Origin of the sequence: Leclercia sp. LSNIH1, assembly GCF_002902985.1 — a bacterium.
Lineage (GTDB): Bacteria > Pseudomonadota > Gammaproteobacteria > Enterobacterales > Enterobacteriaceae > Enterobacter.
In genome coordinates this window covers 1,768,951-1,795,143 of sequence record NZ_CP026167.1, presented here as the reverse complement: position 1 = coordinate 1,795,143, position 26,193 = coordinate 1,768,951, and the positions used below count along the sequence as shown (strand labels likewise).

At 55.7% G+C, this 26,193-nt stretch carries 22 protein-coding genes; 10 read left to right on the top strand and 12 right to left on the bottom strand.

Going from position 1 to position 26,193, the window contains the following annotated elements:
* Positions 1 to 43 precede the first annotated feature (43 nt).
* From panB to panD, 3 genes are all read left to right on the top strand, one after another.
* Complete coding sequence (gene panB / locus C2U54_RS08950) at positions 44 to 835, top strand: 3-methyl-2-oxobutanoate hydroxymethyltransferase (protein ID WP_103178311.1); 792 nt, start codon at positions 44 to 46, stop codon at positions 833 to 835.
* 11 nt (positions 836 to 846) lie between these two features.
* On the top strand, positions 847 to 1,701 hold the full coding sequence (panC, locus tag C2U54_RS08945) for a pantoate--beta-alanine ligase (protein WP_103178310.1): 855 nt from the start codon (positions 847 to 849) through the stop codon (positions 1,699 to 1,701).
* 85 nt (positions 1,702 to 1,786) lie between these two features.
* On the top strand, positions 1,787 to 2,167 hold the full coding sequence (panD, locus tag C2U54_RS08940; protein ID WP_032616579.1) for an aspartate 1-decarboxylase: 381 nt from the start codon (positions 1,787 to 1,789) through the stop codon (positions 2,165 to 2,167).
* Positions 2,168 to 2,169: 2 nt separating this feature from the next.
* On the opposite strand, the gene C2U54_RS08935 is transcribed toward panD, so the two are convergent.
* The 4 genes from C2U54_RS08935 to C2U54_RS08920 all read right to left on the bottom strand — a co-directional run bounded on the left by C2U54_RS08935 (position 2,170) and on the right by C2U54_RS08920 (position 5,719).
* The gene (locus C2U54_RS08935) at positions 2,170 to 3,417 is read right to left on the bottom strand and encodes a polysaccharide deacetylase family protein (RefSeq protein WP_103178309.1); all 1,248 of its coding nucleotides are present in this window, start codon (positions 3,415 to 3,417) and stop codon (positions 2,170 to 2,172) included.
* A 62-nt stretch (positions 3,418 to 3,479) separates the two neighbouring features.
* Positions 3,480 to 3,920, bottom strand: a complete 441-nt coding sequence (locus tag C2U54_RS08930) for a PTS sugar transporter subunit IIA (RefSeq protein ID WP_103178308.1) — start codon at positions 3,918 to 3,920, stop codon at positions 3,480 to 3,482.
* Positions 3,921 to 4,025: 105 nt separating this feature from the next.
* Entirely contained in the window at positions 4,026 to 4,796 is a 771-nt protein-coding gene (locus tag C2U54_RS08925) for an ABC transporter permease (RefSeq protein ID WP_103178307.1), read from the bottom strand.
* Complete coding sequence (locus tag C2U54_RS08920; RefSeq protein ID WP_103178306.1) at positions 4,793 to 5,719, bottom strand: ABC transporter ATP-binding protein; 927 nt, start codon at positions 5,717 to 5,719, stop codon at positions 4,793 to 4,795. The genes C2U54_RS08925 and C2U54_RS08920 overlap by 4 nt, the downstream gene beginning before the upstream one ends.
* A 107-nt stretch (positions 5,720 to 5,826) precedes the next feature.
* Between C2U54_RS08920 and can the strand changes: the two genes are divergently transcribed.
* A complete protein-coding gene (gene can, locus C2U54_RS08915) occupies positions 5,827 to 6,489 on the top strand; it encodes a carbonate dehydratase (RefSeq protein WP_103178305.1) in 663 nt (220 codons plus the stop codon).
* A 76-nt stretch (positions 6,490 to 6,565) separates the two neighbouring features.
* Here can and hpt read toward each other — a convergent pair whose 3' ends face one another.
* A complete protein-coding gene (hpt, locus tag C2U54_RS08910; RefSeq protein ID WP_103178304.1) occupies positions 6,566 to 7,102 on the bottom strand; it encodes a hypoxanthine phosphoribosyltransferase in 537 nt (178 codons plus the stop codon).
* 205 nt (positions 7,103 to 7,307) lie between these two features.
* On the opposite strand from hpt, the gene C2U54_RS08905 reads away from it, so the two are divergent.
* Positions 7,308 to 9,695, top strand: a complete 2,388-nt coding sequence (locus C2U54_RS08905) for a glucose/quinate/shikimate family membrane-bound PQQ-dependent dehydrogenase (RefSeq protein WP_103178303.1) — start codon at positions 7,308 to 7,310, stop codon at positions 9,693 to 9,695.
* A gap of 91 nt (positions 9,696 to 9,786) precedes the next feature.
* Here C2U54_RS08905 and cueO read toward each other — a convergent pair whose 3' ends face one another.
* On the bottom strand, positions 9,787 to 11,340 hold the full coding sequence (gene cueO / locus C2U54_RS08900; RefSeq protein ID WP_103178302.1) for a multicopper oxidase CueO: 1,554 nt from the start codon (positions 11,338 to 11,340) through the stop codon (positions 9,787 to 9,789).
* A 145-nt stretch (positions 11,341 to 11,485) separates the two neighbouring features.
* Here cueO and C2U54_RS08895 point away from each other — a divergent pair, with 145 nt between their 5' ends.
* The 3 genes from C2U54_RS08895 (at position 11,486) to speD (ending at position 13,601) form a co-directional block, all read left to right on the top strand.
* A complete protein-coding gene (locus C2U54_RS08895) occupies positions 11,486 to 11,833 on the top strand; it encodes a YacC family pilotin-like protein (RefSeq protein ID WP_103178301.1) in 348 nt (115 codons plus the stop codon).
* A gap of 110 nt (positions 11,834 to 11,943) precedes the next feature.
* A complete protein-coding gene (gene speE, locus C2U54_RS08890) occupies positions 11,944 to 12,801 on the top strand; it encodes a polyamine aminopropyltransferase (RefSeq protein ID WP_103178300.1) in 858 nt (285 codons plus the stop codon).
* Between the two features lie 5 nt (positions 12,802 to 12,806).
* Positions 12,807 to 13,601, top strand: a complete 795-nt coding sequence (gene speD / locus C2U54_RS08885) for an adenosylmethionine decarboxylase (RefSeq protein ID WP_103181029.1) — start codon at positions 12,807 to 12,809, stop codon at positions 13,599 to 13,601.
* A 30-nt stretch (positions 13,602 to 13,631) separates the two neighbouring features.
* Here the strand turns inward: speD and yacL are convergent, their stop codons facing one another.
* Together yacL and acnB are read right to left on the bottom strand one after the other, a co-directional pair.
* Entirely contained in the window at positions 13,632 to 13,994 is a 363-nt protein-coding gene (yacL, locus tag C2U54_RS08880; protein WP_103178299.1) for a protein YacL, read from the bottom strand.
* A gap of 157 nt (positions 13,995 to 14,151) precedes the next feature.
* Positions 14,152 to 16,749, bottom strand: a complete 2,598-nt coding sequence (gene acnB / locus C2U54_RS08875) for a bifunctional aconitate hydratase 2/2-methylisocitrate dehydratase (protein WP_103178298.1) — start codon at positions 16,747 to 16,749, stop codon at positions 14,152 to 14,154.
* A 314-nt stretch (positions 16,750 to 17,063) separates the two neighbouring features.
* On the opposite strand from acnB, the gene C2U54_RS08865 reads away from it, so the two are divergent.
* Positions 17,064 to 18,569 carry a DUF3300 domain-containing protein gene (locus tag C2U54_RS08865; protein WP_103178297.1) on the top strand — a complete coding sequence of 502 codons (1,506 nt, stop codon included), beginning with the start codon at positions 17,064 to 17,066 and terminating at the stop codon, positions 18,567 to 18,569.
* 10 nt (positions 18,570 to 18,579) lie between these two features.
* Positions 18,580 to 19,371, top strand: coding sequence for a DUF2950 family protein (locus tag C2U54_RS08860; RefSeq protein WP_103178296.1), 792 nt, complete (start codon positions 18,580 to 18,582; stop codon positions 19,369 to 19,371).
* Positions 19,372 to 19,458: 87 nt separating this feature from the next.
* On the opposite strand, the gene C2U54_RS08855 is transcribed toward C2U54_RS08860, so the two are convergent.
* The 4 genes from C2U54_RS08855 to aceE all read right to left on the bottom strand — a co-directional run bounded on the left by C2U54_RS08855 (position 19,459) and on the right by aceE (position 26,176).
* On the bottom strand, positions 19,459 to 19,743 hold the full coding sequence (locus C2U54_RS08855) for a hypothetical protein (RefSeq protein WP_103178295.1): 285 nt from the start codon (positions 19,741 to 19,743) through the stop codon (positions 19,459 to 19,461).
* A 226-nt stretch (positions 19,744 to 19,969) separates the two neighbouring features.
* Positions 19,970 to 21,394: a dihydrolipoyl dehydrogenase gene (gene lpdA / locus C2U54_RS08850; protein WP_103178294.1), complete on the bottom strand. Its 1,425-nt coding sequence runs from the start codon at positions 21,392 to 21,394 to the stop codon at positions 19,970 to 19,972.
* Positions 21,395 to 21,593: 199 nt separating this feature from the next.
* A complete protein-coding gene (gene aceF / locus C2U54_RS08845) occupies positions 21,594 to 23,498 on the bottom strand; it encodes a pyruvate dehydrogenase complex dihydrolipoyllysine-residue acetyltransferase (RefSeq protein ID WP_103178293.1) in 1,905 nt (634 codons plus the stop codon).
* A gap of 14 nt (positions 23,499 to 23,512) precedes the next feature.
* Complete coding sequence (gene aceE, locus C2U54_RS08840) at positions 23,513 to 26,176, bottom strand: pyruvate dehydrogenase (acetyl-transferring), homodimeric type (RefSeq protein WP_103178292.1); 2,664 nt, start codon at positions 26,174 to 26,176, stop codon at positions 23,513 to 23,515.
* Positions 26,177 to 26,193: the final 17 nt, after the last annotated feature.

Sequence of the window (26,193 nt, the reverse complement as noted above, 5' to 3'; positions counted from 1 at the left end):
GTTAGAATGCGCAAAGATTCGCTTTGGGCTATCAGGAAACAGTATGAAACCAACCACCATCGCCACCCTGCAGAAATGCAAACAGGACAAGCAGCGCTTCGCCACCATTACCGCCTATGACTACAGCTTCGCCAAACTCTTTGCCGAAGAGGGGATTAACGTCATGCTGGTCGGCGACTCGTTAGGGATGACGGTCCAGGGACATGACTCCACTCTGCCGGTAACGGTAGAAGATATTGCTTATCATACCCGGGCGGTTCGCCGCGGAGCCCCAGCTTCTCTGCTGCTCGCCGATCTCCCGTTTATGGCCTACGCCACACCGGAGCAGGCGTTTGAAAATGCCGCCACGGTGATGCGCGCCGGTGCCAACATGGTCAAAGTGGAAGGCGGCGCCTGGCTGGTTGAGACCGTACGCATGCTCACCGAGCGCGCGGTGCCGGTATGCGGCCATCTGGGGTTAACCCCGCAGTCGGTCAATATCTTCGGTGGCTATAAGGTGCAGGGCCGCGGTGACGCTGCCCAGACCCTGTTTGATGATGCGCAGGCGTTAGAAGCCGCAGGGGCACAGCTGCTGGTGCTGGAGTGCGTGCCGGTGTCGCTGGCGAAACGCATTACCGAGGCGCTTTCTATTCCGGTGATCGGCATTGGCGCCGGTAACGTCACCGACGGACAAATTCTGGTGATGCACGATGCGTTTGGCATTACCGGCGGGCATATCCCAAAATTTGCGAAGAATTTCCTTATCGACGCAGGCGACATGCGCGGCGCAGTCAGGCAGTATATTGCCGACGTTGAATCGGGTGTTTACCCGGGTGAAGAACACAGTTTCCAGTAAGGAGTCTTGTTGTGCTAATCATTGAAACCCTGCCGCTGCTGCGCCAGCATATTCGTCGCCTGCGCCAGGAAGGTAAACGTATCGCGCTGGTTCCCACCATGGGCAACCTGCATGACGGCCACATGAAGCTGGTGGACGAAGCCAAAGCCCGTGCCGATGTGGTAGTGGTGAGCATTTTTGTTAACCCGATGCAATTTGACCGTGCCGACGACCTGGCCCGCTACCCGCGCACGCTGCAGGAAGATTGCGAGAAGCTGAAAAAGCATCAGGTCGATTTCGTCTTCGCCCCGGCACCGAATGATGTCTATCCTAAGGGTACGGAAGAGACGACCTATGTGGACGTACCGGGTATCTCCACCATGCTGGAAGGCGCCAGCCGTCCGGGTCATTTCCGCGGTGTTTCTACCATCGTCAGCAAGCTGTTTAACCTTGTGCAGCCGGATATCGCCTGTTTCGGCGAGAAAGATTTCCAGCAACTGGCGCTGATCCGCAAGATGGTAGCCGACATGGGCTACGACATCGACATCGTTGGCGTACCGATCGTGCGTGCCAAAGATGGCCTGGCGCTGAGCTCCCGCAACGGCTACCTCACCGCTGACCAGCGTAAAATCGCGCCGGGTCTGTATAAGGTGATGAGCGCGATGGTTGAAAAGCTGCAACAGAAGGCGCTGAGCAGTGAAGAGATTATCGCCATTGCCGAGCAGGAGCTGAATGACAAAGGCTTCCGGGCTGATGATATTCAGATCCGCGATGCCGATACGCTGCTGGAGCTCTCTGTCACCAGCAAACGCGCGGTGATCCTGGTTGCTGCGTGGCTCGGTCAGGCGCGCCTGATCGACAACAGTGTCGTTGAACTGGCTCAGTAATGACTGAGCTGATAGATAGCTAATGGATTAGTTTCCCTTCCCACTTGCGGGCAAGTGGGTTACGAAGAAGAGTAAAGGTAACATCATGATTCGCAAAATGTTGCAAGGTAAGCTTCACCGTGTGAAGGTCACTCAGGCCGATCTGCACTATGAAGGCTCCTGCGCGATCGATCAGGATTTTCTTGACGCGGCGGGTATTCTTGAAAACGAAGCCATTGATATCTGGAACGTGAGTAACGGCAATCGTTTCTCAACCTATGCTATCGCGGCTGAACGGGGTTCTAAAATCATCTCCGTGAACGGTGCGGCCGCGCACTGTGCCAACGTGGGCGATATCGTCATCATCGCCAGCTTCGTTATGATGTCCGACGAGGAAGCCCGCCGCTGGCAGCCGAAAGTGGCCTATTTCGAAGGCGACAACGACATGAAACGCACCGCGAAAGCGATCCCCGTTCAGGTTGCCTGATGCTACCCCTGCGGCTGATTGCTGATCAGCCGCGACATGGTCTCTAAAGAATCCGTTCTGAGAACGTACAAACGCTTTAACAAGAACGGATTATCTCCCGGCTTTACCTTGCCTTTTACCGTCGTCACCGCCAGATGAAAACCGGCGTCATTCGCCGCTTTTACCGCATTATCGTTGTAACCGCCAAACGGGTACGAAAGATAGAGCACGTGCGGGTTAAACTGCGCCAGCGCGCGGCGGGAGTGTTTGAAATCCATCACGATGTTGTGGTAACTGCGGCTGAGCAGGATCGGATGGCGGTTATTGTCCACCCGGTGCAGGAAATGGGTGTGCGACTGCACGTCAAAAACATCCTGGATCTCCCGCAGCTCGGAAATGCTCATAAACTGCAGCGTCTTTGGATCCCATTTTTGGGGATGCGCTTTGATGCGCGAGGAGATAATAAAGGCCGTGGCGTGAAAGCCGTACTGCCTGAGGATTGGCCAGGCGTAGCGGCTGACCGACTTCAGGCCGTCGTCAAAGGTGATCACCACTGCCCTGGCGGGCAGGTTCATTTTGTTACGCACATAACCTTCGAGCTGATACAGGGTCAGCGTGGTATAGCCCTGGTCGCGCAGCCAGGTCATCTGGTTATTGAAGGCACGTACGCTGGTGGTGGTTGAGGTATGGCGGAAACGGGTGTTCTCTTCATCGCGCAGGATATGGTGATAAGTGAGCACCGGCAGGCCATTATCTTCCTGCGCATCCAGGCTGCTGACCCAGGCCAGACGGTTAGCGATGCGGATCTGATACCACGTCTGATTCAGGCGATCCTTGAGTTTATTGAGGATCGGATAGCGCAGATTATCTGCCAGCGTACCGAACGGGGCGCTACCGGCGCTGGGCGCGTTGTAGATCGGCGTATCTTTCCACGTAATCAAATTCTGGTTGCTGAGAGGCTTATTCAGATCGCCAAGGCTATCCTCCACCCGCTGTTTGCCCTGCACTTCGCCCAGATGCCCTTTGTCGATAAAACCGGTGCCAAAGCCAAACCGGAACTCATAGTAATCTGCCGGGGTGGGAGAAACGGCGATGATCTGCCCGGCGCGCACATTGCCGACGGTCACGACGCGGTTACCTACCTGCGCCCAGATGGTGGCATCTTCGGTGGTTTGCATATAACGGGCCGGAGCCCCTTGCGGGCTTAGCAGACTGGCAGAAGCGCCGCCGGAAACCAGCAGAAGAAGCAGAAGAAAAATACGCGAGAACATAGAGAATTATTCAGTACGAAAATCGGACGACATTGTAGCAAAAGCACCGGTAATACCAATGTTTAATATTTCTCCGGTCCATGCAGCAGAACGAAGGGCGGGTTTTTCTGCTGCTGGTGCCACAGGCTGCTGACGTCCGGCGCGCCGTGGGCCACGATGGTGTTACGAAAGCTGACGCTGTCGGTCGTTTCACGCAGGGGGTACATCATCTCCAGCAGCGGATAGCTTATCCCGGAGATCACTTCGCAATTCTCATGCTTATGGCTGAGCAGGGCGGCTGCGCGATACGGCGCAGCGCCGGAGATGTCGGTCAGAAAGATCACCCCGTCACCGCTGTCGGCTTGATGCTGGGCATCACACAACATACGGCTGAGCATATTGCAGCTTAAGCCGCGCCAGAAATTGACCACCTGGCATTGCTCCAGCGGCCCAAAGCGAGCGGCAAGCCGATCCGCCATCAGCTGCGCGTGTTCTTCATGGCACGTTATTACCCAACCCAGCATCGTCACCTCTCATCAGAAAGGGGTAGTGTAGCGGGAGAGATAAGGTATGGGGGTGACGGTGGTCAATAAAGCGGCCCGGCAACAGAACGCCGCCGGGCCTGATGGTTAGCTACGCAGCCCACGTCCGCGCTGGATCAGATTCCAGCACAGCAGATAGAAGGCAACGATAAAGATCACCAGCACGCCAACGGTCGTCACCAGCGGCACATCGGAAATGCCGAGGAAACCAAAGCGGAAGCCGCTGATCATATAGACGATAGGGTTCAGGTGTGACAGCCCCTGCCAGAACGGCGGCAGCAGCGTCAGGGAATAGAAGACCCCACCGAGGTAGGTGAGCGGCGTCAGAACGAAGGTCGGGATCAGGCTGATATCGTCAAAGGTTTTGGCGAATACCGCGTTCAGCAGCCCCGCCAGAGAGAACAGTATCGCCGTCAGCAGCAGCGTCAGGCCGACAAACAGCCAGGAGTGCACCTGGAATGGCACAAAGAACAGCGAAACGGCGGTGACCAGAATGCCGACGCAAAGGCCGCGCGCGACTCCGCCCCCGACGTAACCGGCGATGATGACGTGGGTAGGCACCGGCGCCACCAGCAGCTCTTCAATGTTGCGCTGGAACTTGGCGCTGAAGAACGACGACGCCACATTGGCGTAGGCGTTGGTGATGACCGCCATCATGATCAGGCCCGGCACAATAAACTGCATATAGGTAAAGCCGTGCATCTCGCCGATGCGCGAGCCAATCAGGTTGCCGAAGATAATAAAGTAGAGGGTCATAGTGATCACCGGCGGAACCAGGGTCTGGATCCAGATACGCATGAAACGGTTGATCTCTTTGGCCCAGATACTTTTCAGCGCCACCCAGTAAAGCTGCATCATGCGCGATCTCCTTGTTTCTCATGGACCAGCGAGACGAAGAGCTCTTCCAGTCGGTTTGCTTTGTTACGCATACTTAATACCTGAATCCCCTGCTCGCTCAGCTGGCTGAAGACGCTGTTGATCCCCTGCTCGCGCAGCACTTCCACTTCAAGCGTGGAGGTATCCACCAGACGGTACTGATAGCCGACCAGCTTCGGCAGCGGACTTTTTGCCGCCAGGTCGAGAATGAACGTCTCTGACTTCAGCTTGGAGAGCAGATCTTTCATTGAGGTGTTTTCCACCAGCTCGCCGTGCTGAATGATGCCGATATTGCGACAGAGCATCTCAGCCTCTTCCAGATAGTGGGTGGTGAGGATAATGGTGGTGCCTTTGTCGTTTAAATCCTTCAAAAAGCTCCACATTGAGCGGCGAAGCTCGATATCCACCCCGGCGGTGGGCTCATCGAGGATCAGCAGCTTTGGCTCGTGCATCAGGGCGCGGGCAATCATCAGACGACGCTTCATGCCGCCGGACAACATCCGCGCACGTTCGTTGCGTTTCTCCCACAGATCGAGCTGCTTAAGATACTTTTCGCTGCGCGCGACCGCCTCTTTGCGCTCGACGCCGTAGTAACCCGCCTGGTTCACCACAATCTGCTGTACGGTCTCAAACGGATTGAAGTTAAACTCCTGCGGCACCAGCCCCAGCTGGCGTTTGGCGTTGACCACATCTTTCTCCAGGTCATAGCCAAACACGCTCACCCGGCCGGAGGATTTGTTCACCAGCGAGCTGATGATACCGATGGTGGTGGATTTACCTGCCCCGTTAGGCCCCAGAAGCGCATAAAAATCACCGGCTTCTACTTTGAGATCTATCCCGCGCAGCGCCTGGACGCCGCCCGGATAGGTTTTTTTAAGTTGCTCAAGCTCAAGTGCAATCGCCATGAAATAAACTTACCTATAGTTCTGACACACGTTGTGTGGTTTCATTAAAAGTCGGGTTACCCTATAGTAGCGCAACGCAATCACTCGGTTACAGGCCGTTAGCCTCCATGAACGACATAGATACACTCATCAGCAATAACGCACTATGGTCAAAGATGCTGCTGGAAGAAGATTCCGGATTTTTTGAGAAACTGTCTCAGTCTCAGAAACCACGCTTTCTCTGGATTGGATGCTCCGACAGCCGCGTTCCGGCTGAACGTCTTACCGGCCTTGAACCTGGCGAACTCTTTGTTCACCGCAACGTTGCGAACCTGGTGATCCACACTGACCTGAACTGTCTCTCTGTGGTGCAGTATGCAGTAGATGTTCTGGAAGTCGAACACATCATCATTTGTGGTCACTACGGCTGCGGCGGCGTGCAGGCAGCGGTTGAAAATCCGGAACTGGGCCTTATCGACAACTGGCTACTGCACATTCGTGATATCTGGTTCAAACATAGCTCACTGTTGGGTCAAATGCCGCAGGAGCGCCGCCTGGACACCCTGTGCGAGCTGAACGTGATGGAACAGGTCTACAACCTCGGCCACTCCACCATTATGCAGTCGGCGTGGAAACGTGGGCAGAAGGTGACGATCCACGGCTGGGCGTATGGCATTCACGATGGCCTGCTGCGCGATCTGGAAGTGACCGCAACCAACCGAGAGACGCTGGAGCAGCGCTACCGTCAGGGTGTCTCTAACCTGACCCAGAAGCACGTTAACCACAAGTAAACGCAAAACGGCAACGCAAGTTGCCGTTTTTAGTCCGCAGGCCCGTTAAGCGTAGCGCCAACGGGTAATATCCGCCTTACTCGTCCAGCAGCACCACTTTGCCGACATACGGCAGATGGCGATAGCGCTGCGCGTAGTCAATCCCGTAGCCCACCACAAATTCGTCCGGGATCGAGAAACCGACAAACTCCACGGGAACGTCCACTTCACGGCGGGTCGGTTTATCCAGCAGGGTACAAATCGCCAGCGATTTTGGGCCGCGCAGGCTGAGAATTTCGCGTACTTTTGACAGGGTGTTCCCGGAATCGATGATGTCTTCCACAATCAGAACATCTTTGCCACGAATGTCTTCATCCAGATCTTTGAGAATTTTAACATCACGGGTGGTCGACATGCCGCTGCCATAGCTGGAGGCGGTCATAAAATCGACTTCATGGGAGACCTGCACTTCGCGGCAGAGATCGGCCATAAACATGAAGGAACCGCGTAACAGACCCACCAGCACCATCTCACTGCCGCTGTCTTTATAATGTTCGGTGATCTGACGACCAAGTTCGGCGATACGCGTTTTGATCTCCGCTTCAGGGATCATCACTTCAACAGTATGTTTCATTTTACTAACCGTATGATTTTATAACGAATTTCTCAATGCCTATGGATTCGCGTCCGGCATCGCTTCATAAGCCCTGAAGTATACCAGCAAATGGATCCTCCTGGCGCATGAGTTCACAAAAGCCATATTTGTGATTCCGATCACACTTGTTAAGTCCTATAATTAATTGCTACTAAATAATTAACAAACTTATCGAGTGTCTTTTATGGCGGAAACAAAAAATCAACATTCACGTTTGCTCGTGAGGCTAACAGCCCTGTTCGCTGCATTTTGCGGACTGTATCTGTTAATCGGCGGGGTCTGGCTGGTAGCCATTGGCGGCTCCTGGTACTACCCGGTAGCAGGTGTGGTTATGCTCGGCGTCACCCTGCTTCTCTGGCGTAGTAAACAATCGGCACTGTGGCTCTACGCGGCCCTGCTGCTGGCTACGATGATCTGGGGCGTATGGGAGGTCGGCTTCGACTTCTGGGCCCTGACCCCGCGTAGCGACATTCTGGTCTTCTTCGGTATCTGGCTGATCCTGCCTTTCGTCTGGCGTCGTCTGCTTGTGCGCTCCAGCGGTGCGGTTGCCGCCCTGGTCGTGGCGCTGCTGATTAGCGGTGGCATCCTGACCTGGGCTGGCTTTAACGATCCGCAGGAGGTGAAAGGCACCCTGAATGCGGAATCTACGCCTGCGGCGGCGATCTCCGACGTGGCAGATGGTGACTGGCCTGCCTATGGCCGTAACCAGGAAGGTCAGCGTTACTCCCCGCTGAAGCAGATCAACGCGGACAACGTGAAAAACCTGAAAGAAGCCTGGGTATTCCGTACCGGCGATCTTAAGATGCCGAACGATCCGGGTGAACTGACCAACGAAGTGACCCCGATTAAAGTGGGCAACATGCTTTACCTCTGTACGGCGCACCAGCGTCTGTTCGCGCTTGATGCGGCCACCGGTAAAGAGAAATGGCACTTCGATCCGCAGCTGAAAACCAACAACCAGTTCCAGCACGTGACCTGCCGTGGCGTCTCTTACCACGAAGCGCGTGCCGATAACGCCAGCCCGGAGGTGATCGCCGACTGTCCGCGCCGCATCATGCTGCCGGTGAATGACGGTCGTCTGTTTGCCATTAACGCCGAAACCGGCAAGCTGTGCGAAACCTTTGCCAACAAAGGTGTGCTGAACCTACAGACCAACATGCCGGATCAGACCCCGGGTCTGTATGAACCTACTTCACCCCCGATCATCACCGATAAAACCATCGTGATTGCCGGTTCGGTAACGGATAACTTCTCCGTTCGCGAAACCTCTGGCGTGATCCGCGGTTTTGACGTTAACACCGGTAAGCTGCTGTGGGCCTTCGATCCGGGTGCGAAAGATCCAAACGCTATCCCGTCGGATGAACACACCTTTACCTTCAACTCGCCAAACTCCTGGGCGCCAGCCGCCTATGACGCGAAGCTGGACCTGGTCTACCTGCCGATGGGTGTGACCACGCCGGATATCTGGGGTGGCAACCGCACGCCAGAGCAGGAGCGTTATGCCAGCTCTGTTCTGGCGCTGAATGCGACCACCGGTAAACTGGCATGGAGCTACCAGACCGTTCACCACGATCTGTGGGATATGGACATGCCGTCCCAGCCGACGCTGGCAGACATTACCGTCAACGGTAAAACCGTACCGGTGATCTACGCCCCGGCGAAAACAGGCAACATCTTCGTGCTGGACCGTCGTAACGGCGAGCTGGTCGTGCCGGCACCGGAAAAACCGGTTCCGCAGGGCGCGGCGAAAGGCGACTATGTCACCAAAACCCAGCCGTTCTCCGATCTGAGCTTCCGTCCGAAGAAAGATCTCAGCGGCGCGGACATGTGGGGCGCCACCATGTTCGACCAGCTGGTGTGCCGCGTGATGTTCCACCAGTTGCGCTATGAAGGCATCTTCACTCCACCATCCGAGCAGGGCACGCTGGTGTTCCCGGGTAACCTGGGGATGTTCGAATGGGGCGGTATCTCCGTTGACCCGAACCGTCAGGTGGCGATTGCCAACCCGATGGCGCTGCCGTTTGTCTCTAAACTGATCCCACGCGGCCCGGGCAACCCGATGGAACAGCCGAAAGATGCCCAGGGCACCGGTACGGAATCCGGTATTCAGCCGCAGTACGGCGTGCCGTATGGCGTGACGCTGAACCCGTTCCTCTCTCCGTTTGGCCTGCCGTGTAAACAGCCTGCCTGGGGTTATATCTCTGCGCTGGATCTGAAAACTAACCAGGTCGTCTGGAAAAAACGTATTGGTACGCCACAGGACAGCATGCCGTTCCCGATGCCGATCCCGGTGCCGTTCAATATGGGTATGCCGATGCTGGGTGGTCCAATCTCCACCGCTGGTAACGTGCTGTTCATCGCGGCAACCGCAGATAACTACCTGCGCGCGTACAACATGACCAACGGTGAGAAACTGTGGCAGGGCCGTCTGCCTGCGGGTGGACAGGCTACACCGATGACCTATGAAGTGAATGGCAAGCAGTACGTTGTCATCTCTGCGGGGGGTCATGGTTCGTTTGGGACGAAGATGGGCGACTATATTGTTGCCTATGCGTTGCCTGATGAAAAATAAGTGACTAAAAAGCCGGGTGGCGGCTTCGCCTTACCCGGCCTACAGTTCGAGCTCACGTAGGCCCGGTAAGCGTAGCGCCACCGGGCTTTTTTTATACCGTGAACCCCAGCATCATCCCGGTATCTTCATGCTCTAACAGATGGCAGTGCGCCATATAGGCATACTCTTTCGGCGCGTCATGATCGAACTTCACTAACACCTCGCTCACTCCGCCTTCAACGCGCACCGTATCCTTCCAGCCTGCGCGATGCACCGCTGGCGCTTTGCCGTTTTCCGTCAGGATGCGGAACTGGGTGCCGTGAATATGGAACGGATGCAGCATCATGTCCCCTTCCCCGGAGATCGTCCAACGTTCATACTGCCCTTTAGCGGCGGCAAACTGCGGCGTGTGCATATCGAAGGCTTTGCCATTGATCCGGTTGCCGTTGTGGAAATCGAACCCATGCATGCTGTGATCCATTCCCCCCATCTGGCCATGATTCATATGACCCTGCATCTGGCCGTGATGCATCCCCGCCATCGCCTGGTCGCCATACTTCTTCATTAACGCCTGCATGCCCATCATGTCGAGCATCGGGTCCATGGAGAGCTGGAGCTTGCGCTGGGTCAGCCCCTCCAGCGACGGCAGTGCGGGCAGCGTGGTCAGGGCGTCCGGCAGTGCACCAGACGCGGTCACCAGCAGCGGCTGAATGCGCAGTACCGGCTGCGGTTTATCGAACGGCGCCACCGCCATCCCCATCTGGCTTACCGGCAGGGTTATCAGGTCAAAGGGCTTGCCGTCGCTGATGTCCACCAGCACCTCGAAACGCTCCCCCATCAGCATCGGCAGTTCGGTCACTTTTACCGGCTCAGCCAGCAGCCCGCCGTCGCTGGCGACGACATAGAGTGGACGCTTATCGCTGGCGGCGAAATTGAGCGAGCGGGCATTACAGCCGTTGAGCAGACGCAGGCGCAGCCACCCTTTCGGCGCATTGTGCTGCGGGTAGATCGCCCCGTTGGTCAGCAGCGTGTCGCCAAACCAGCCCACCGCGGCGCTCATCACATCCAGCTGATAGTCAATTTGCCCGTCGGCGGTAAATTTCTTGTCCTGCACGATCACCGGTACATCGTCAATGCCCCACTGCTTTGGCAGGCGCAGCAGACGGCTTTCGTCATCCTCAATCAGTAACAGCCCGGCTAACCCCATCGCCACCTGATGGCCGGTTTTACCGTGCTGATGGGGATGAAACCAGCAGGTCGCCGCTCGCTGCTCCGGAGTAAAGGTCACCGTCCGCTGGCCGCCGGGCTTAATGATACCGTGCGGTCCGCCGTCTACCTCACCCGGCACCTCCAGACCGTGCCAGTGGACGGTGGTCTCTTCGTTCAGGGTATTATGAATGTTAACGGTCAGCGCTTTTCCCTTGCGTAGCTGAATGGCCGGGCCCAGCAGGTTGCCGTTGTAACCCCAGGTGGTAGCGTGATGCGCACCAAAGGCGGTTTTCCCCGCCTGCACCATCAGATTCACCTGATTGCGTGCATCGGGAGCGAGTAAATTCGGGATCGGCAGAACAGGCCGCTCGGCGGCAAATGCCGCGCGGCTCCAGAGGGGAAGCGCACTGGCGACGCCCAGTGCGGCAGAATATTTTAAAAAATCACGGCGTTGCATGTTCATCTCCTTATTCGCAGCAGTCAATGATCTGAGCATAAACCCTCCCCTTGCCGGAAGGTCAAGAAAAGCCGCAATAATAAAGATCGTCGCACCGGCGGGAAGTGTGCTAACGTTGAATTTCCGTGACGTATTGGTAGAAGCAATGAAGACGTTTTTCCGAACAATTCTGTTCAGCACCCTGATGATTAGTTGCGCAAACAGCTATGCGCTGAGTGAAAATGAAGCCGAAGATATGGCGGATTTAACGGCGGTGTTCGTGTTCCTGAAAAACGACTGCGGCTACCAGAATTTACCCAACGGTCAGATTCGCCGCGCCCTGGTCTTTTTTGCTCAACAGAACCAGTGGGATCTGAGCAACTACGACAGTTTTGACATGAAAACCCTCGGTGAAGACAGCTACCGCGATCTCAGCGGCATCGGCATTCCCACGGCAAAAAAATGTAAAGCCCTGGCTCGCGACTCGCTGAGCCTTCTTGCCTACGTTAAGTAAATCCTCATCCGATGCCCCTTTGCTGAATTTATGACCGTGCAACCACGGTCATAGTTAGCTATGATGTTGCCCCCGTTTTATGCGGGTGTTAACAAAGGAGGTATCATCCCATGGCCGAAAAAAATATGTGGCATGAAACGCTGCATGACCATTTTGGACAGTACTTTGCCATTGATAACGTGCTCTATCATGAGAAAACCGATCATCAGGATCTGATCATTTTCGAAAACGCGGCCTTTGGCCGGGTGATGGCGCTGGATGGCGTGGTGCAAACCACCGAGCGTGACGAGTTCATTTATCATGAAATGATGACCCACGTCCCGCTGCTGGCACACGGGAATGCGAAACATGTGCTGATCATCGGCGGCGGCGACGGCGCTATGCTGCGCGAAGTCTCCCGCCATAAATCCATTGAAAGCATCACCATGGTCGAGATTGACGCGGGCGTCGTCTCTTTCTGCCGCCAGTACCTGCCGAACCATAATGCTGGCAGCTACGACGATCCGCGCTTTACGCTTGTGATCGACGACGGCGTCAATTTTGTTAACCAGACGACGCAGACCTTCGATGTGATCATCTCCGATTGCACCGATCCGATTGGTCCCGGTGAGAGTCTCTTTACCTCGGCCTTCTATGAAGGCTGCAAACGCTGCCTGAACCCTGGCGGTATCTTCGTTGCCCAGAACGGCGTCTGCTTCCTGCAGCAGGACGAGGCCATCGACAGCCACCGCAAGCTGAGCCACTACTTTACCGACGTCAGCTTCTACCAGGCGGCAATCCCGACCTATTACGGCGGTGTCATGACCTTTGCCTGGGCCACGGACAACGATGCCCTGCGCCATCTCTCCACCGGCATCATTCAGGCGCGCTTCCAGCAGGCGAATCTGACCTGCCGCTATTACAATCCGGCCGTCCATACCGCAGCCTTTGCCTTACCGCAATATTTGCACGATGCTCTGAGGGGGTGAACGAATTGAAAAAGCTGAAACTGCATGGCTTTAACAACCTGACCAAAAGCCTGAGTTTTTGTATTTACGATATCTGCTATGTAAAAACGGCGGAAGAGCGCGATGGTTATATCGCCTATATCGATGAACTCTATAACGCCAACCGACTGACTGAGATCCTGTCAGAAACCTGCTCTATCATTGGCGCCAATATCCTGAACATTGCGCGTCAGGATTATGAACCCCAGGGTGCCAGCGTCACCATTCTGGTCAGCGAGGAGCCCGTCGATCCCACCCTTATCGACCATACGGAGCATCCCGGTCCGCTGCCGGAAGCGGTGGTTGCCCATCTCGATAAAAGCCATATCTGCGTACATACCTACCCGGAGAGCCATCCGGAAGGTGGGCTGTGTACTTTCCGCGCCGATATTGAAGTGTCCACCTGCGGCGTGATCTCCCCGCTTAACGCGCTGAATTACTTAATTCATCAGCTTGAGTCCGATATCGTGACCATTGACTACCGTGTGCGCGGTTTTACCCGCGATATCAATGGTATGAAGCACTTTATCGACCATGAAATTAACTCCATTCAGAACTTCATGTCCGAAGACATGAAAGCGCTGTATGACATGATGGATGTGAATGTTTATCAGGAGAATATCTTCCATACCAAGATGCTGCTTAAGGAGTTCGACCTGAAGCACTACATGTTCCATACCCGGCCGGAAGATTTAAGCGAAGATGAGCGCAAGGTCATTACTGACCTGCTGTGGAAAGAGATGCGCGAAATTTACTACGGCCGCAATATCGCGACCGTATAAGATGCGTCAGGAGCAGGGATGCTCCTGATACTATTTCTGCTTCACGAACTCGCGGTAGGCCGCCACCACCTGCAAGAAATCCTCTACGCCACACAGCGACAGACTCTCTTCATCGTAGTAGCTCATCCCCTCTTCCATCTCGTCGCCGGAAAACTCCAGCTGATTGGCACGAACCATGACCTCTTCGCCATCCATCCACAGCGTGTATTCATGCCCGGCGCGTTGCCAGGATCGTTCACTGCCTTTGACCGTGCGCGCAGCCTGTTCCACTTCATCGAGCAGGCCCAGGTTCTCTTTTACTTCCTCGTTGAACCAGTGACCGACCACCTCGTGGCCCATCGACATCCGCACTTTCACCACACCGGTGATATCACGCAGAAATTCGTAATCCATAGTATTTTCCTCTGCAAAGCTCTTGCAGTAATTATCGCAGCAGCGGGGAAGAAAAAAAGCCGAACGGGTGGAAGGAATGAAAATAAAAAACCCACCGCGTGTGCGATGGGTTTGACAGGCCCGGTAAGCGTCGAGCCACCGGGCAATGAGGCGTTGATTACACCGCCGTCTGGAAGATCACCCCGTCCGCTTTCTCGGTGTACTGAGAGAGCTGGTCGAAGTTCAGATAGCGATAGGTATCCACCGCGGTCTTATCTACCTGCGACACGAAGGTCTGGTACTCTTCCGGCGTTGGCAGTTTACCAATCAGCGCAGCAACCGCCGCCAGCTCCGCAGAGGCCAGGTAGACGTTTGCACCAGAACCTAAACGGTTCGGGAAGTTACGGGTAGAGGTGGAAACCACCGTCGCACCGTCAGCCACGCGCGCCTGGTTACCCATACAGAGGGAACAGCCAGGGATTTCGATACGCGCCCCGCTCTTACCAAACACGCTGTAGTAGCCCTCTTCCGTCAGCTGAGCCGCATCCATACGGGTTGGCGGCGCCACCCACAGACGGGTTGGCAGCTGGCCTTTGTGGGTATCCAGCAGTTTACCGGCAGCGCGGAAGTGACCGATGTTGGTCATGCAGGAGCCGATGAACACTTCGTCGATCTTGTCGCCCTGAACGTCAGAGAGCAGACGCGCGTCATCCGGATCGTTCGGCGCACAGAGGATTGGCTCTTTGATGTCAGCCAGGTCGATCTCGATCACCGCGGCATATTCTGCATCGGCGTCGGCTTCCAGCAGCTGTGGATCTGCCAGCCATTTCTCCATGCCCTGAATACGACGCTCCAGGGTACGGCGGTCGCCGTAACCTTCAGCAATCATCCACTTCAGCAGCACGATGTTGGAGGTCAGGTACTCGATAATCGGCTCTTTGTTGAGCTTGATGGTACAGCCCGCAGCGGAACGCTCGGCGGAGGCATCGGTCAGCTCGAACGCCTGCTCCACTTTCAGCTCCGGCAGACCTTCGATCTCCAGGATACGGCCAGAGAAGATGTTCTTTTTACCTTTCTTCTCAACGGTCAGCAGGCCCTGTTTGATGGCGTACAGCGGGATCGCATGCACCAGGTCGCGCAGGGTGATGCCCGGCTGCATTTTACCTTTGAAACGCACCAGCACCGATTCCGGCATGTCCAGCGGCATGACGCCGGTCGCGGCAGCAAAGGCCACCAGGCCGGAGCCCGCCGGGAAGGAGATGCCAATCGGGAAGCGGGTGTGGGAGTCACCACCGGTACCGACGGTATCCGGCAGCAGCATGCGGTTCAGCCAGGAGTGGATCACGCCGTCACCCGGACGCAGGGAGACACCGCCGCGGTTCATGATGAAGTCTGGCAGCGTGTGGTGCGTGGTGACGTCAACCGGCTTCGGATAGGCCGCGGTGTGGCAGAAGGACTGCATCACCAGGTCTGAGGAGAAGCCCAGGCACGCCAGGTCTTTCAGTTCGTCACGGGTCATCGGACCGGTGGTATCCTGAGAGCCCACGGAGGTCATCTTCGGCTCGCAGTACGCACCCGGACGGATACCGGCTACGCCGCATGCACGGCCAACCATTTTCTGCGCCAGAGAGTAACCACGGTTGCTTTCCGCCACGTCTTTTGCCTGACGGAATACGTCTGAGTGCGGCAGACCCAGCGCTTCACGCGCTTTGGTAGTCAGGCCACGACCGATGATCAGCGGGATACGGCCACCGGCACGCACTTCGTCAATCAGCACGTCGGTTTTCAGTTCAAAGCTCGCCAGCAGCTCGTTGGTTTCGTGGTTACGCACTTCGCCTTTGAACGGGTAAACGTCAATCACGTCGCCCATGTTCAGGTTAGAGACATCCACTTCAATTGGCAGTGCACCCGCATCTTCCATGGTGTTGAAGAAGATTGGCGCAATTTTGCCGCCGAGGCACAGGCCACCGCCACGTTTGTTCGGCACGTGTGGGATATCATCACCCATGAACCACAGCACGGAGTTGGTCGCGGATTTACGGGAAGAGCCGGTACCGACTACGTCACCCACATACGCCAGCGGGAAGCCTTTTTTCTGCAGAGCTTCGATCTGTTTGATCGGGCCGACAGCGCCTGGCTGATCCGGCTCAATGCCTTCGCGGGCGTTTTTCAGCATCGCCAGGGCGTGCAGTGGGATATCCGGGCGTGACCACGCATCCGGCGCCGGAGAGAGGTCATCGGTGTTAGTTTCGCCCGTCACCTTGAAGACGGTAACGGTCATTTTTTCCGCCAGCGCAGGGCGGCTCAGGAACCACTCGGCATCCGCCCAGGACTGCATCACCTGCTTCGCGTAGCTGTTGCCCGCTTTGGCTTTCTCTTCTACGTCGTAGAAGTTATCGAACATGAGCAGCGTATGGGACAGGGCTTTGGCGGCGCCAGGCGCCAGCGTGTCGCTGTCCAGGGCATCGATCAGCGGATGAATGTTATAACCACCCTGCATGGTGCCGAGCAGTTCAATCGCTTTTTCAGGGGTAACCAGTGGGGAGGTTGCGTCGCCTTTGGCAATCGCAGCAAGGAAACCGGCTTTTACGTAGGCAGCTTCATCTACGCCTGGCGGTACGCGGTTGATCAACAGATCTAACAGGAATTCTTCTTCGCCTTTTGGCGGATTCTTCAGCAGCTCGACGAGCGCGGCCATTTGGGTTGCATCTAACGGTTTGGGTACAATCCCCTCGGCGGCACGTTCTGCTACGTGCTTACGGTATTCTTCTAGCACGACGGTTCTCCTCGCTCTCATTGTCATATGCGGCGGGCGTTCTCTTCACGCTCCTGTGAGACAGCAGTTTGTAGGGTATATGCCCGATACCGCGTCGGGCAGCATAGCAGGATTTTCAGACAGTGTTAATCCGTTTACAAAAAAGCAACATTAAATTGTTTGCTGAATCGTTAAGCATGGTGTAGCGGCACGCTGCTGTGTAATAAATAGTCACACTCTTTGCCCGATGAAGGCCCACGGTTCCACCCGTAAAGTCAAAAAGCGAGGGACGGGAAGATTATACTCCCGGCATAACTCTTCTCTTCGGAGTCTTTATGAAGCTGCCCTTTTCCCCAACGTTGCTCGCCCTTCTCTGTAGCGTCGGGCTATTTGCCGCCTCCGGGGTGATGTATGTTAAAAGCCGCGCACCTGAGTCCGTAAGCGAAACTGCGCCAGCTACAACGGCTGCCACTCCACCAGCGCCCGTTGCCGCCCCAGTCTATAGCGCCGCACAAATTGACCAGTGGGTTGCGCCCATCGCGCTCTATCCCGACCCCCTCCTGTCACAGATTCTGATGGCCTCGACCTACCCTTCCAGCGTTATCCAGGCGGCGCAGTGGTCGCAGGATAATCCCAAAATGGAGGGTGATGCCGCCATTCAGGCCGTCTCCGGTCAGCCCTGGGACGCCAGCGTGAAATCCCTGGTCGCCTTCCCGCAGCTTATGTCGTTGCTGGGCGGCAACCCCGAATGGGTACAAAATCTGGGAGACGCTTTCCTGGCGCAGCCAAAAGATGTGATGGACGCCGTGCAACGCCTGCGCGCGCTGGCGCAGCAAACCGGGGCGTTAACATCGACGCCGCAGCAAAAAGTGACGGTAGCGACAGTACCCACCTCAACCGCTACGGTGAAAACAGCCTCCACGCCCAGCCAGACGGTGATCAAAATAGAGCCTGCCGACCCGCAGGTGGTCTATGTGCCATCCTATAACCCATCTGTGGTGTATGGAACCTGGCCCAACGCCAGCTATCCGCCGGTATATCTGCCCCCTTCTCCCGGTCAGCAATTTACCAGCAGCTTTGTGAAAGGGTTTGGCTATAGCCTGGGTGTCGCCACCACCTACGCGCTCTTTAGCAGTATCGACTGGGATCATCACGACGATGACCACCATCATCACGATGACGATCATCACGACGACCATCATCATGATGGTTATTCGCATAATGGCGATAATATCAATATCAACGTTAACAATTACAACAAGATAACCGGAGAGCACCGCACAGATAACCACATGGCCTGGCAGCATAACCCGGCTTATCGCAACGGCGTTCCCTACACCAATAGCCAGCTCGCCAGCCACTTTCACCAGACCCATATTTCCCAGGGGCTGAGCGCGACAGAGCATCAGTCGGTCAACCGCGACAGCCAGCGTCAGGCGGCGATGGCGCAGGTGCAGCAGTCGACGGGCAAATCGCTGACCCAGCTCAGGCAACCTGCAACCCTGCATGGACAGCACCCGACCTCCAGCCAGCAGCTTAAACAGATCTCACAGCGGAACAATTTCCGTGGTTACGACAGCCCACCGCCCCGGGTGCAGCATCGCCTTAGCCAGCCGCATACTGAGCACAAACAGGCTGCACGCCCTGTGGAGCATGACTCCCGACCACTACGCGCCAATGCGCTGAGCGGTAACGACAGCCGCTCAGCTAACTGGCGGGCCCAGCAGCAACGCGGGCTGGAAAGCCGCCAACGCGCTTCGCTTAACGGCGAGCAGCGTGCGGACCTGCGAGATCAGCGGTTCGAACGCCATGTTGAACACCGTGAATTACGCCATCGTTAAGGAAGCCGTCATGAAAAGTAAACCGATCGCGGGCGTCTTATTGCTGATGGTTTCATCATTTGCCGTCGCCCAGGCGCATTTTCCTACGCCCGACGGGGCTGCCAGCGCGCTGACCAAAGCCATTAGCGAGCAAGATCAACGCGCCATGCAGGATCTGCTGGGTGATAACTGGCACGATGCGCTACCGCCGGAAGGGGTCGATCCTGACGCGGTGGATCGTTTTCTGCGCGACTGGCAGGTTAAGCATGAGATAGTCCTCGACGGAGAGGTTGCCCATCTGGCCGTTGGCAGCAGCGGCTGGCAGCTACCTGTCCCGTTGGTTAAAACCGCCGAAGGCTGGCGCTTTGATATGAAGGCTGGCGCAGAGGAAATTCAGACCCGGGAAATCGGTCGAAATGAACTGGCGGCCATGGAAGCGCTGCATGCGTATGTTGATGCCCAGCAGAGTTACTACGCGCTGAATCATCGGTATGCACAAAGCATCGTCAGCACTCCGGGGAAAAAAGAGGGTCTTTACTGGCCCACAGTCCCAGGCGAAGCGCCAAGCCCGCTGGGTCCGGCATTCAACCCGCCGCAACCGGGCGAAGGCTACCACGGCTATCATTTCCGCATCTTACCCGCTCAGGAGGGATTTGCGATGGTCGCCTGGCCCGTAAGCTACGGTCAGACAGGGATAATGAGCTTTATCATCGATCAAGATGACAAGGTGTATCAGCGCAATCTCGGCGCGGATTCACAGCAACAGGCGCAGGCGATGAGCGCCTTTACGACGGCGCCAGGCTGGCAGCCGGTGGCCCGCTAAGGAATGGGCCCGGATGCGGCTTCGCCTTACCCGGGCGATTATAAACAAGCCCGGATAAGGTGTTTGCTCCGCATCCGGGAATCAGCATTATCCCTGATGCGGCATCAGCTCAGGATAGCCTTTAAAAGCCGATTTCGTGCTGGTTAAGGCCGCCTCATCATCATGAATACTGCCAGAGTTCGCTGCCCAGACGCCTTCCTGAGTATGGGTGATCTGTTGGTGCCGCGCATTCAGATCCTGCCCCATCGCAGCAATGTGCGTACTTTCGGTTACCCCGCTGTTAGCGGCCCACGGAATCACCGGATCGCTGGCGCAGGCCATACCGGATACCAGAACAGTCATTAACAGAGCAGGCTTTAAAAAGCGTTTCATTACATTCCCTCAATTTAATTACCTTGCTACTAGTTTACTACGTTACCAGTGTCAGGGAATGACAAGTTACTGGGAATTATTTCTTGTGAAACAAGGTGTTGTTTAGATAATCAATTGTCAAAATTGTTAACACACCGGCAGGTTGGCAGGCACAAAAAAAGCGGCCACAGGCCGCCTGATTAAGAGCCAGAAAGCAGAGAGCGCCTTCTGGCTGGTCAGCGTAAGCTTACTTCTTCTTCGCTTTCGCGTTTGGCAGGTCGGTGATGCTGCCTTCAAACACTTCTGCCGCCAGGCCAACAGACTCGTGCAGAGTCGGGTGAGCGTGGATGGTCAGCGCGATGTCTTCAGCGTCGCAACCCATTTCGATCGCCAGACCGATCTCGCCCAGCAGCTCGCCGCCGTTGGTGCCGACAATCGCACCACCGATCACACGGTGAGTCTCTTTGTCGAAGATCAGTTTGGTCATACCGTCTGCGCAGTCGGAAGCGATAGCACGGCCAGAAGCAGCCCACGGGAAGGTGGCAGTTTCGTAGCTGATGCCTTTCTCTTTCGCTTCTTTCTCGGTCAGACCGACCCATGCCACTTCTGGCTCGGTGTAGGCGATAGATGGGATCACTTTCGGGTCGAAGTAGTGCTTCATCCCGGCGATAACTTCTGCGGCAACGTGGCCTTCGTGAACACCTTTGTGCGCCAGCATTGGCTGACCGACGATATCGCCGATAGCAAAGATGTGCGGCACGTTAGTGCGCAGCTGTTTGTCAACGCGGATGAAACCACGGTCGTCCACTTCCACGCCCGCTGCACCTGCATTGAGGTTTTTACCGTTCGGCACACGACCGATCGCCACCAGCACGGCGTCGTAACGCTGCGCTTCAGCAGGGGCTTTTTTACCTTCCATGGAAACGTAAATACCGTCTTCTTTCGCTTCAACGGCAGTCACTTTGGTTTCCAGCATCAGGTTGAATTTCTTGCTGATGCGTTTGGTGAAGACTTTAACGATGTCTTTGTCAGCAGCCGGGATAACCTGGTCGAACATCTCAACCACGTCAATGTCTGAACCCAGCGCATGGTAAACGGTACCCATTTCCAGACCGATAATACCACCGCCCATAACCAGCAGGCGTTTTGGTACTTCTTTCAGCTCCAGCGCATCGGTGGAGTCCCATACGCGCGGATCTTCATGTGGAATGAATGGCAGTTCGATCGGACGGGAGCCCGCCGCGATGATCGCGTTGTCGAAGTTGATTACGGTTTTGCCGTTTTCGCCTTCCACTTCCAGGGTGTTGGCCCCGGTGAATTTACCCAGACCGTTAACTACTTTTACTTTACGGCCTTTAGCCATACCAGCCAGACCGCCGGTCAGCTGATTGATGACTTTCTCTTTCCAGGTACGAATTTTATCGATATCGGTTTTCGGCTCGCCGAAGACGATACCGTGTTCAGCCAGCGCTTTGGCTTCTTCGATAACTTTCGCTACGTGCAGCAGCGCTTTAGAAGGGATACAGCCGACGTTCAGACAAACACCACCCAGGGTGTTGTAGCGTTCTACGATGACGGTTTCCAGACCTAAATCAGCGCAACGGAAGGCAGCAGAATAACCTGCCGGGCCTGCCCCAAGTACCACGACCTGAGTTTTGATTTCAGTACTCATCATGACCTCTTATTGATTTCCGGCGGTCCAGGTACTTTGTCGCCCTTCATCCACCGGGACGTTCTATCCGCCCGCAGTTTACAAAATTGTTAACAATTTTGAAACAACAAACGGCTCACGAATTTCCGCTTTCGCCAATAACCCCACGAACTACATGAGATTAACAGAAAAAAGCCGGCCGTCAGGCCGGCTTTTTTACTTACATCACCAGGCGGCGAATGTCGCTCAGCATGTTGTTGATGATGGTGATAAAGCGCGCACCATCAGCACCGTCGATCACGCGGTGGTCGAAGGAGAGAGAGATTGGCATCATCAGACGCGGCACAAACTCTTTACCATTCCACACCGGCTCCATCGCAGACTTGGAGACACCAAGGATCGCCACTTCCGGCGCGTTAACAATCGGCGCGAAGTGGGTAGTACCCAGGCCGCCGATGCTGGAGATAGTGAAGCAGCCGCCCTGCATTTCGCCGGCAGTCAGCTTACCATCACGCGCTTTCTTGGAGATGGTGGTCAGTTCACGAGACAGCTCGGTAACGCTCTTCTTGTTCACGTCTTTAAAGACCGGAACAACCAGACCGTTTGGCGTATCAACCGCAACACCGATGTTGATGTATTTCTTCAGCGTCAGCTTCTGGCCATCTTCGGACAGGGAGCTGTTGAAGCGTGGCATCTGTTCCAGAGCCGCAGCAACTGCCTTCATGATGAAGACCACTGGGGTGAATTTCACGTCCAGTTTACGCTTCTCAGCTTCGGCGTTCTGCTGTTTACGGAACGCTTCCAGATCGGTGATATCGGTTTTGTCGAAGTGGGTAACGTGCGGGATCATCACCCAGTTACGGCTCAGGTTAGCACCAGAGATTTTCTGGATACGGCCCAGTTCCACTTCTTCGATTTCGCCGAACTTGCTGAAGTCCACTTTCGGCCAAGGCAGCATGCCCGGGATACCGCCACCGGTGGCAGCAGCAGGTGCCGCTTCAGCGCGTTTAACCGCCTCTTTCACGTAAGCCTGAACGTCTTCACGCAGGATACGACCTTTACGGCCAGTCCCTTTCACTTTCGCCAGGTTCACACCGAATTCGCGCGCCAGGCGACGAATCAGCGGGGTCGCGTGGACGTATGCGTCGTTTTCAGCGAACTCAGATTTGCCTTCCGCTTTCGCAGCCGGAGCGGCAGCTGGTTTAGCAGCCTGAGCCGGTGCAGCAGCAGGTGCTGGCGCAGCAGCAGCGGCCGGAGCGGCTGCAGGCGCAGCGCCTTCCACTTCGAAGACCATGATCAGGGAGCCAGTAGAAACTTTGTCGCCGGTGCTGATTTTGATCTCTTTAACGGTACCGGCGAACGGCGCAGGCACTTCCATAGAAGCCTTGTCGCCTTCAACGGTGATCAGTGACTGTTCAGCGGCAACTTTATCGCCCACTTTCACCATCACTTCGGTGACTTCAACTTCGTCACCACCGATGTCAGGAACGTTAACCTCTTTCGCACCGCCAGCCGCAGCTGGAGCAGCAGCCTGAGCCGGAGCAGCTTCCGCTTTCGCTGGAGCCGCAGCGCCTTCAGCACCCGCCACTTCGAAGACCATGATCAGGGAGCCAGTAGAGACTTTGTCACCGGTGTTGATCTTGATCTCTTTAACGGTGCCCGCGAACGGTGCTGGCACTTCCATAGAAGCTTTATCGCCTTCTACGGTGATCAGGGACTGCTCAGCCGCAACGGTATCGCCCACTTTCACCAGGATCTCAGTGACTTCAACTTCGTCACCACCGATGTCAGGCACGTTAACTTCTTTCGCTGCCGCAGCAGCTGCTGGAGCAGCGGCGGCTGGAGCGGCTTCTTTCTTCTCTTCCTGCGCAGGTGCAGCAGCGGCTGCACCATCGGCGGAATCGAAAATCATGATCAGTTTGCCAGTCTCGGTTTTATCGCCAACAGAGACTTTGATCTCTTTAACGATGCCAGCCTGAGGAGACGGGACTTCCATAGAGGCTTTGTCGCCTTCTACGGTGATCAGCGACTGTTCAGCTTCAACTTTGTCGCCTACTTTGACCAGGATCTCGGTGATTTCAACTTCATCAGCCCCGATGTCCGGTACATTGATTTCGATAGCCATTATTCTTTTACCTCTTACGCCAGACGCGGGTTAACTTTTTCTGCATCGATGTTGAATTTGGTAATTGCGTCCGCAACCACTTTCTTATCGATTTCGCCACGTTTAGCCAGTTCGCCCAGGGCTGCTACAACCACGTAAGAAGCATCAACTTCGAAGTGGTGACGCAGGTTTTCGCGGCTGTCAGAACGACCGAAGCCGTCAGTACCCAGTACGCGATAATCATCAGCTGGAACGTAAGTACGAACCTGCTCTGCGAACAGTTTCATGTAGTCAGTAGATGCTACGGCCGGAGCGTCGTTCATCACCTGAGCGATGTACGGAACGCGCGGAGTTTCCAGCGGGTGCAGCATGTTCCAGCGCTCACAATCCTGGCCATCACGCGCCAGTTCAGTGAAGGAGGTTACGCTGTACACGTCGGAGCCCACACCGTAGTCTTTCGCCAGGATCTGCGCTGCTTCACGGACGTGACGCAGGATAGAACCGGAGCCCAGCAGCTGAACTTTACCTTTGCTACCTTCAACGGTTTCGAGTTTGTAGATACCTTTACGGATACCTTCCTCGGCACCTTCCGGCATGGCCGGCATGTGGTAGTTTTCGTTCAGGGTGGTGATGTAGTAGTAAATGTTCTCTTGCGCTTCACCGTACATGCGCTGCAGACCGTCATGCATGATGACTGCCACTTCGTACGCGTAAGACGGATCGTAAGAGATACAGTTCGGGATAGTCAGAGACTGAATGTGGCTGTGACCATCTTCGTGCTGCAGACCTTCGCCGTTCAGGGTCGTACGACCGGAAGTACCACCGATCAGGAAGCCGCGAGCCTGCTGGTCGCCTGCCTGCCAGCACAGGTCGCCGATACGCTGGAACCCGAACATGGAGTAGTAGATGTAGAACGGGATCATCGGCAGGTTGTTGGTGCTGTAGGAGGTCGCAGCAGCCAGCCAGGATGCGCCTGCGCCCAGCTCGTTGATACCTTCCTGCAGGATCTGGCCTTTCTCGTCTTCTTTGTAGTATGCAACCTGCTCACGGTCCTGCGGGGTGTACTGCTGGCCGTTCGGGCTGTAGATACCGATCTGACGGAACAGACCTTCCATACCGAAGGTACGCGCTTCGTCCGCGATGATTGGCACCAGACGATCTTTGATCGACTTGTTCTTCAGCATCACGTTCAGGGCACGCACGAAGGCGATAGTGGTAGAGATCTCTTTGTTCTGCTCTTCCAGCAGCTGAGAGAAGTCTTCCAGCGCTGGGAGTTCCAGTTTCTCAGTGAAGTTCACCTGACGGGACGGCAGGTAGCCGTTCAGTTTCTGACGCTGCGCGTGCAGATAGGTGTGCTCTTCAGAACCTTCCGGGAAGGTGATGTAAGAGAGGTTTTCAACCTGCTCGTCGGTCACTGGAACGTTGAAACGGTCGCGGATATAACGCACGCCGTCCATGTTCATTTTCTTAACCTGGTGCGCGATGTTTTTACCTTCGGCAGTGTCACCCATGCCATAACCTTTAACGGTATGAGCCAGGATGACGGTTGCTTTGCCTTTGGTTTCCTGCGCTTTTTTCAGTGCAGCGTAGACTTTCTTCGGATCGTGACCACCACGGTTCAGGGCCCAGATCTGCTCGTCAGTCCAGTCTGCAACCAGGGCTGCGGTTTCAGGATATTTACCGAAGAAGTGCTCACGAACATAGGCACCGTCTTTGGATTTGAAGGTCTGGTAGTCGCCGTCAACGGTTTCGTTCATCAGCTGGATCAGCTTACCGCTGGTATCTTTACGCAGCAGCTCGTCCCAACGACCGCCCCACATCACTTTAATCACGTTCCAGCCAGCACCTGCGAAGATGCCTTCCAGTTCGTTGATGATCTTGCCGTTACCGGTTACCGGACCATCCAGACGCTGCAGGTTACAGTTGATGATGAAGCAGAGGTTGTCCAGCTTCTCACGGGTCGCGATGGTGATCGCGCCTTTGGATTCTGGCTCATCCATCTCGCCGTCGCCCAGGAAGGCGTAAACGGTCTGCTGAGAGGTATCTTTCAGGCCACGGTGTTCCAGATATTTCAGGAATTTAGCCTGGTAGATCGCACCGATTGGGCCCAGACCCATGGAAACGGTCGGGAACTGCCAGAATTCTGGCATCAGTTTCGGGTGCGGATAAGAGGAGAGGCCTTTACCGTGAACTTCCTGACGGAAGTTGTTCATCTGCTCTTCAGTCAGACGACCTTCCAGGAAGGCACGTGCGTAGACGCCCGGAGAGATGTGGCCCTGGAAGTAGACCAGGTCGCCGCCGTCTTTCTCGGTGCGCGCGCGGAAGAAGTGGTTAAAGCACACTTCATAAACGGTTGCAGAGGACTGGAAGGATGCCATGTGGCCACCCAGCTCCAGATCTTTTTTGGATGCGCGCAGAACGGTCATGATGGCGTTCCAGCGGATTGCAGAACGGATACGGCGTTCCAGATCCAGATTGCCCGGGTATTCCGGTTCGTCTTCAACGGCAATCGTGTTTACGTAGTTGTTAGCCCCTGCACCTGCAGCTACTTTCACGCCGCCTTTGCGGGCTTCAGAAAGCATCTGTTCAATCAGATACTGAGCGCGCTCAACACCTTCTTCACGGATGACCGATTCGATCGCCTGTTGCCAGTCGCGAGTTTCGATCGGATCCACGTCATTTTGGAGACGTTCTGACATGGGGGTATTCCTTATCT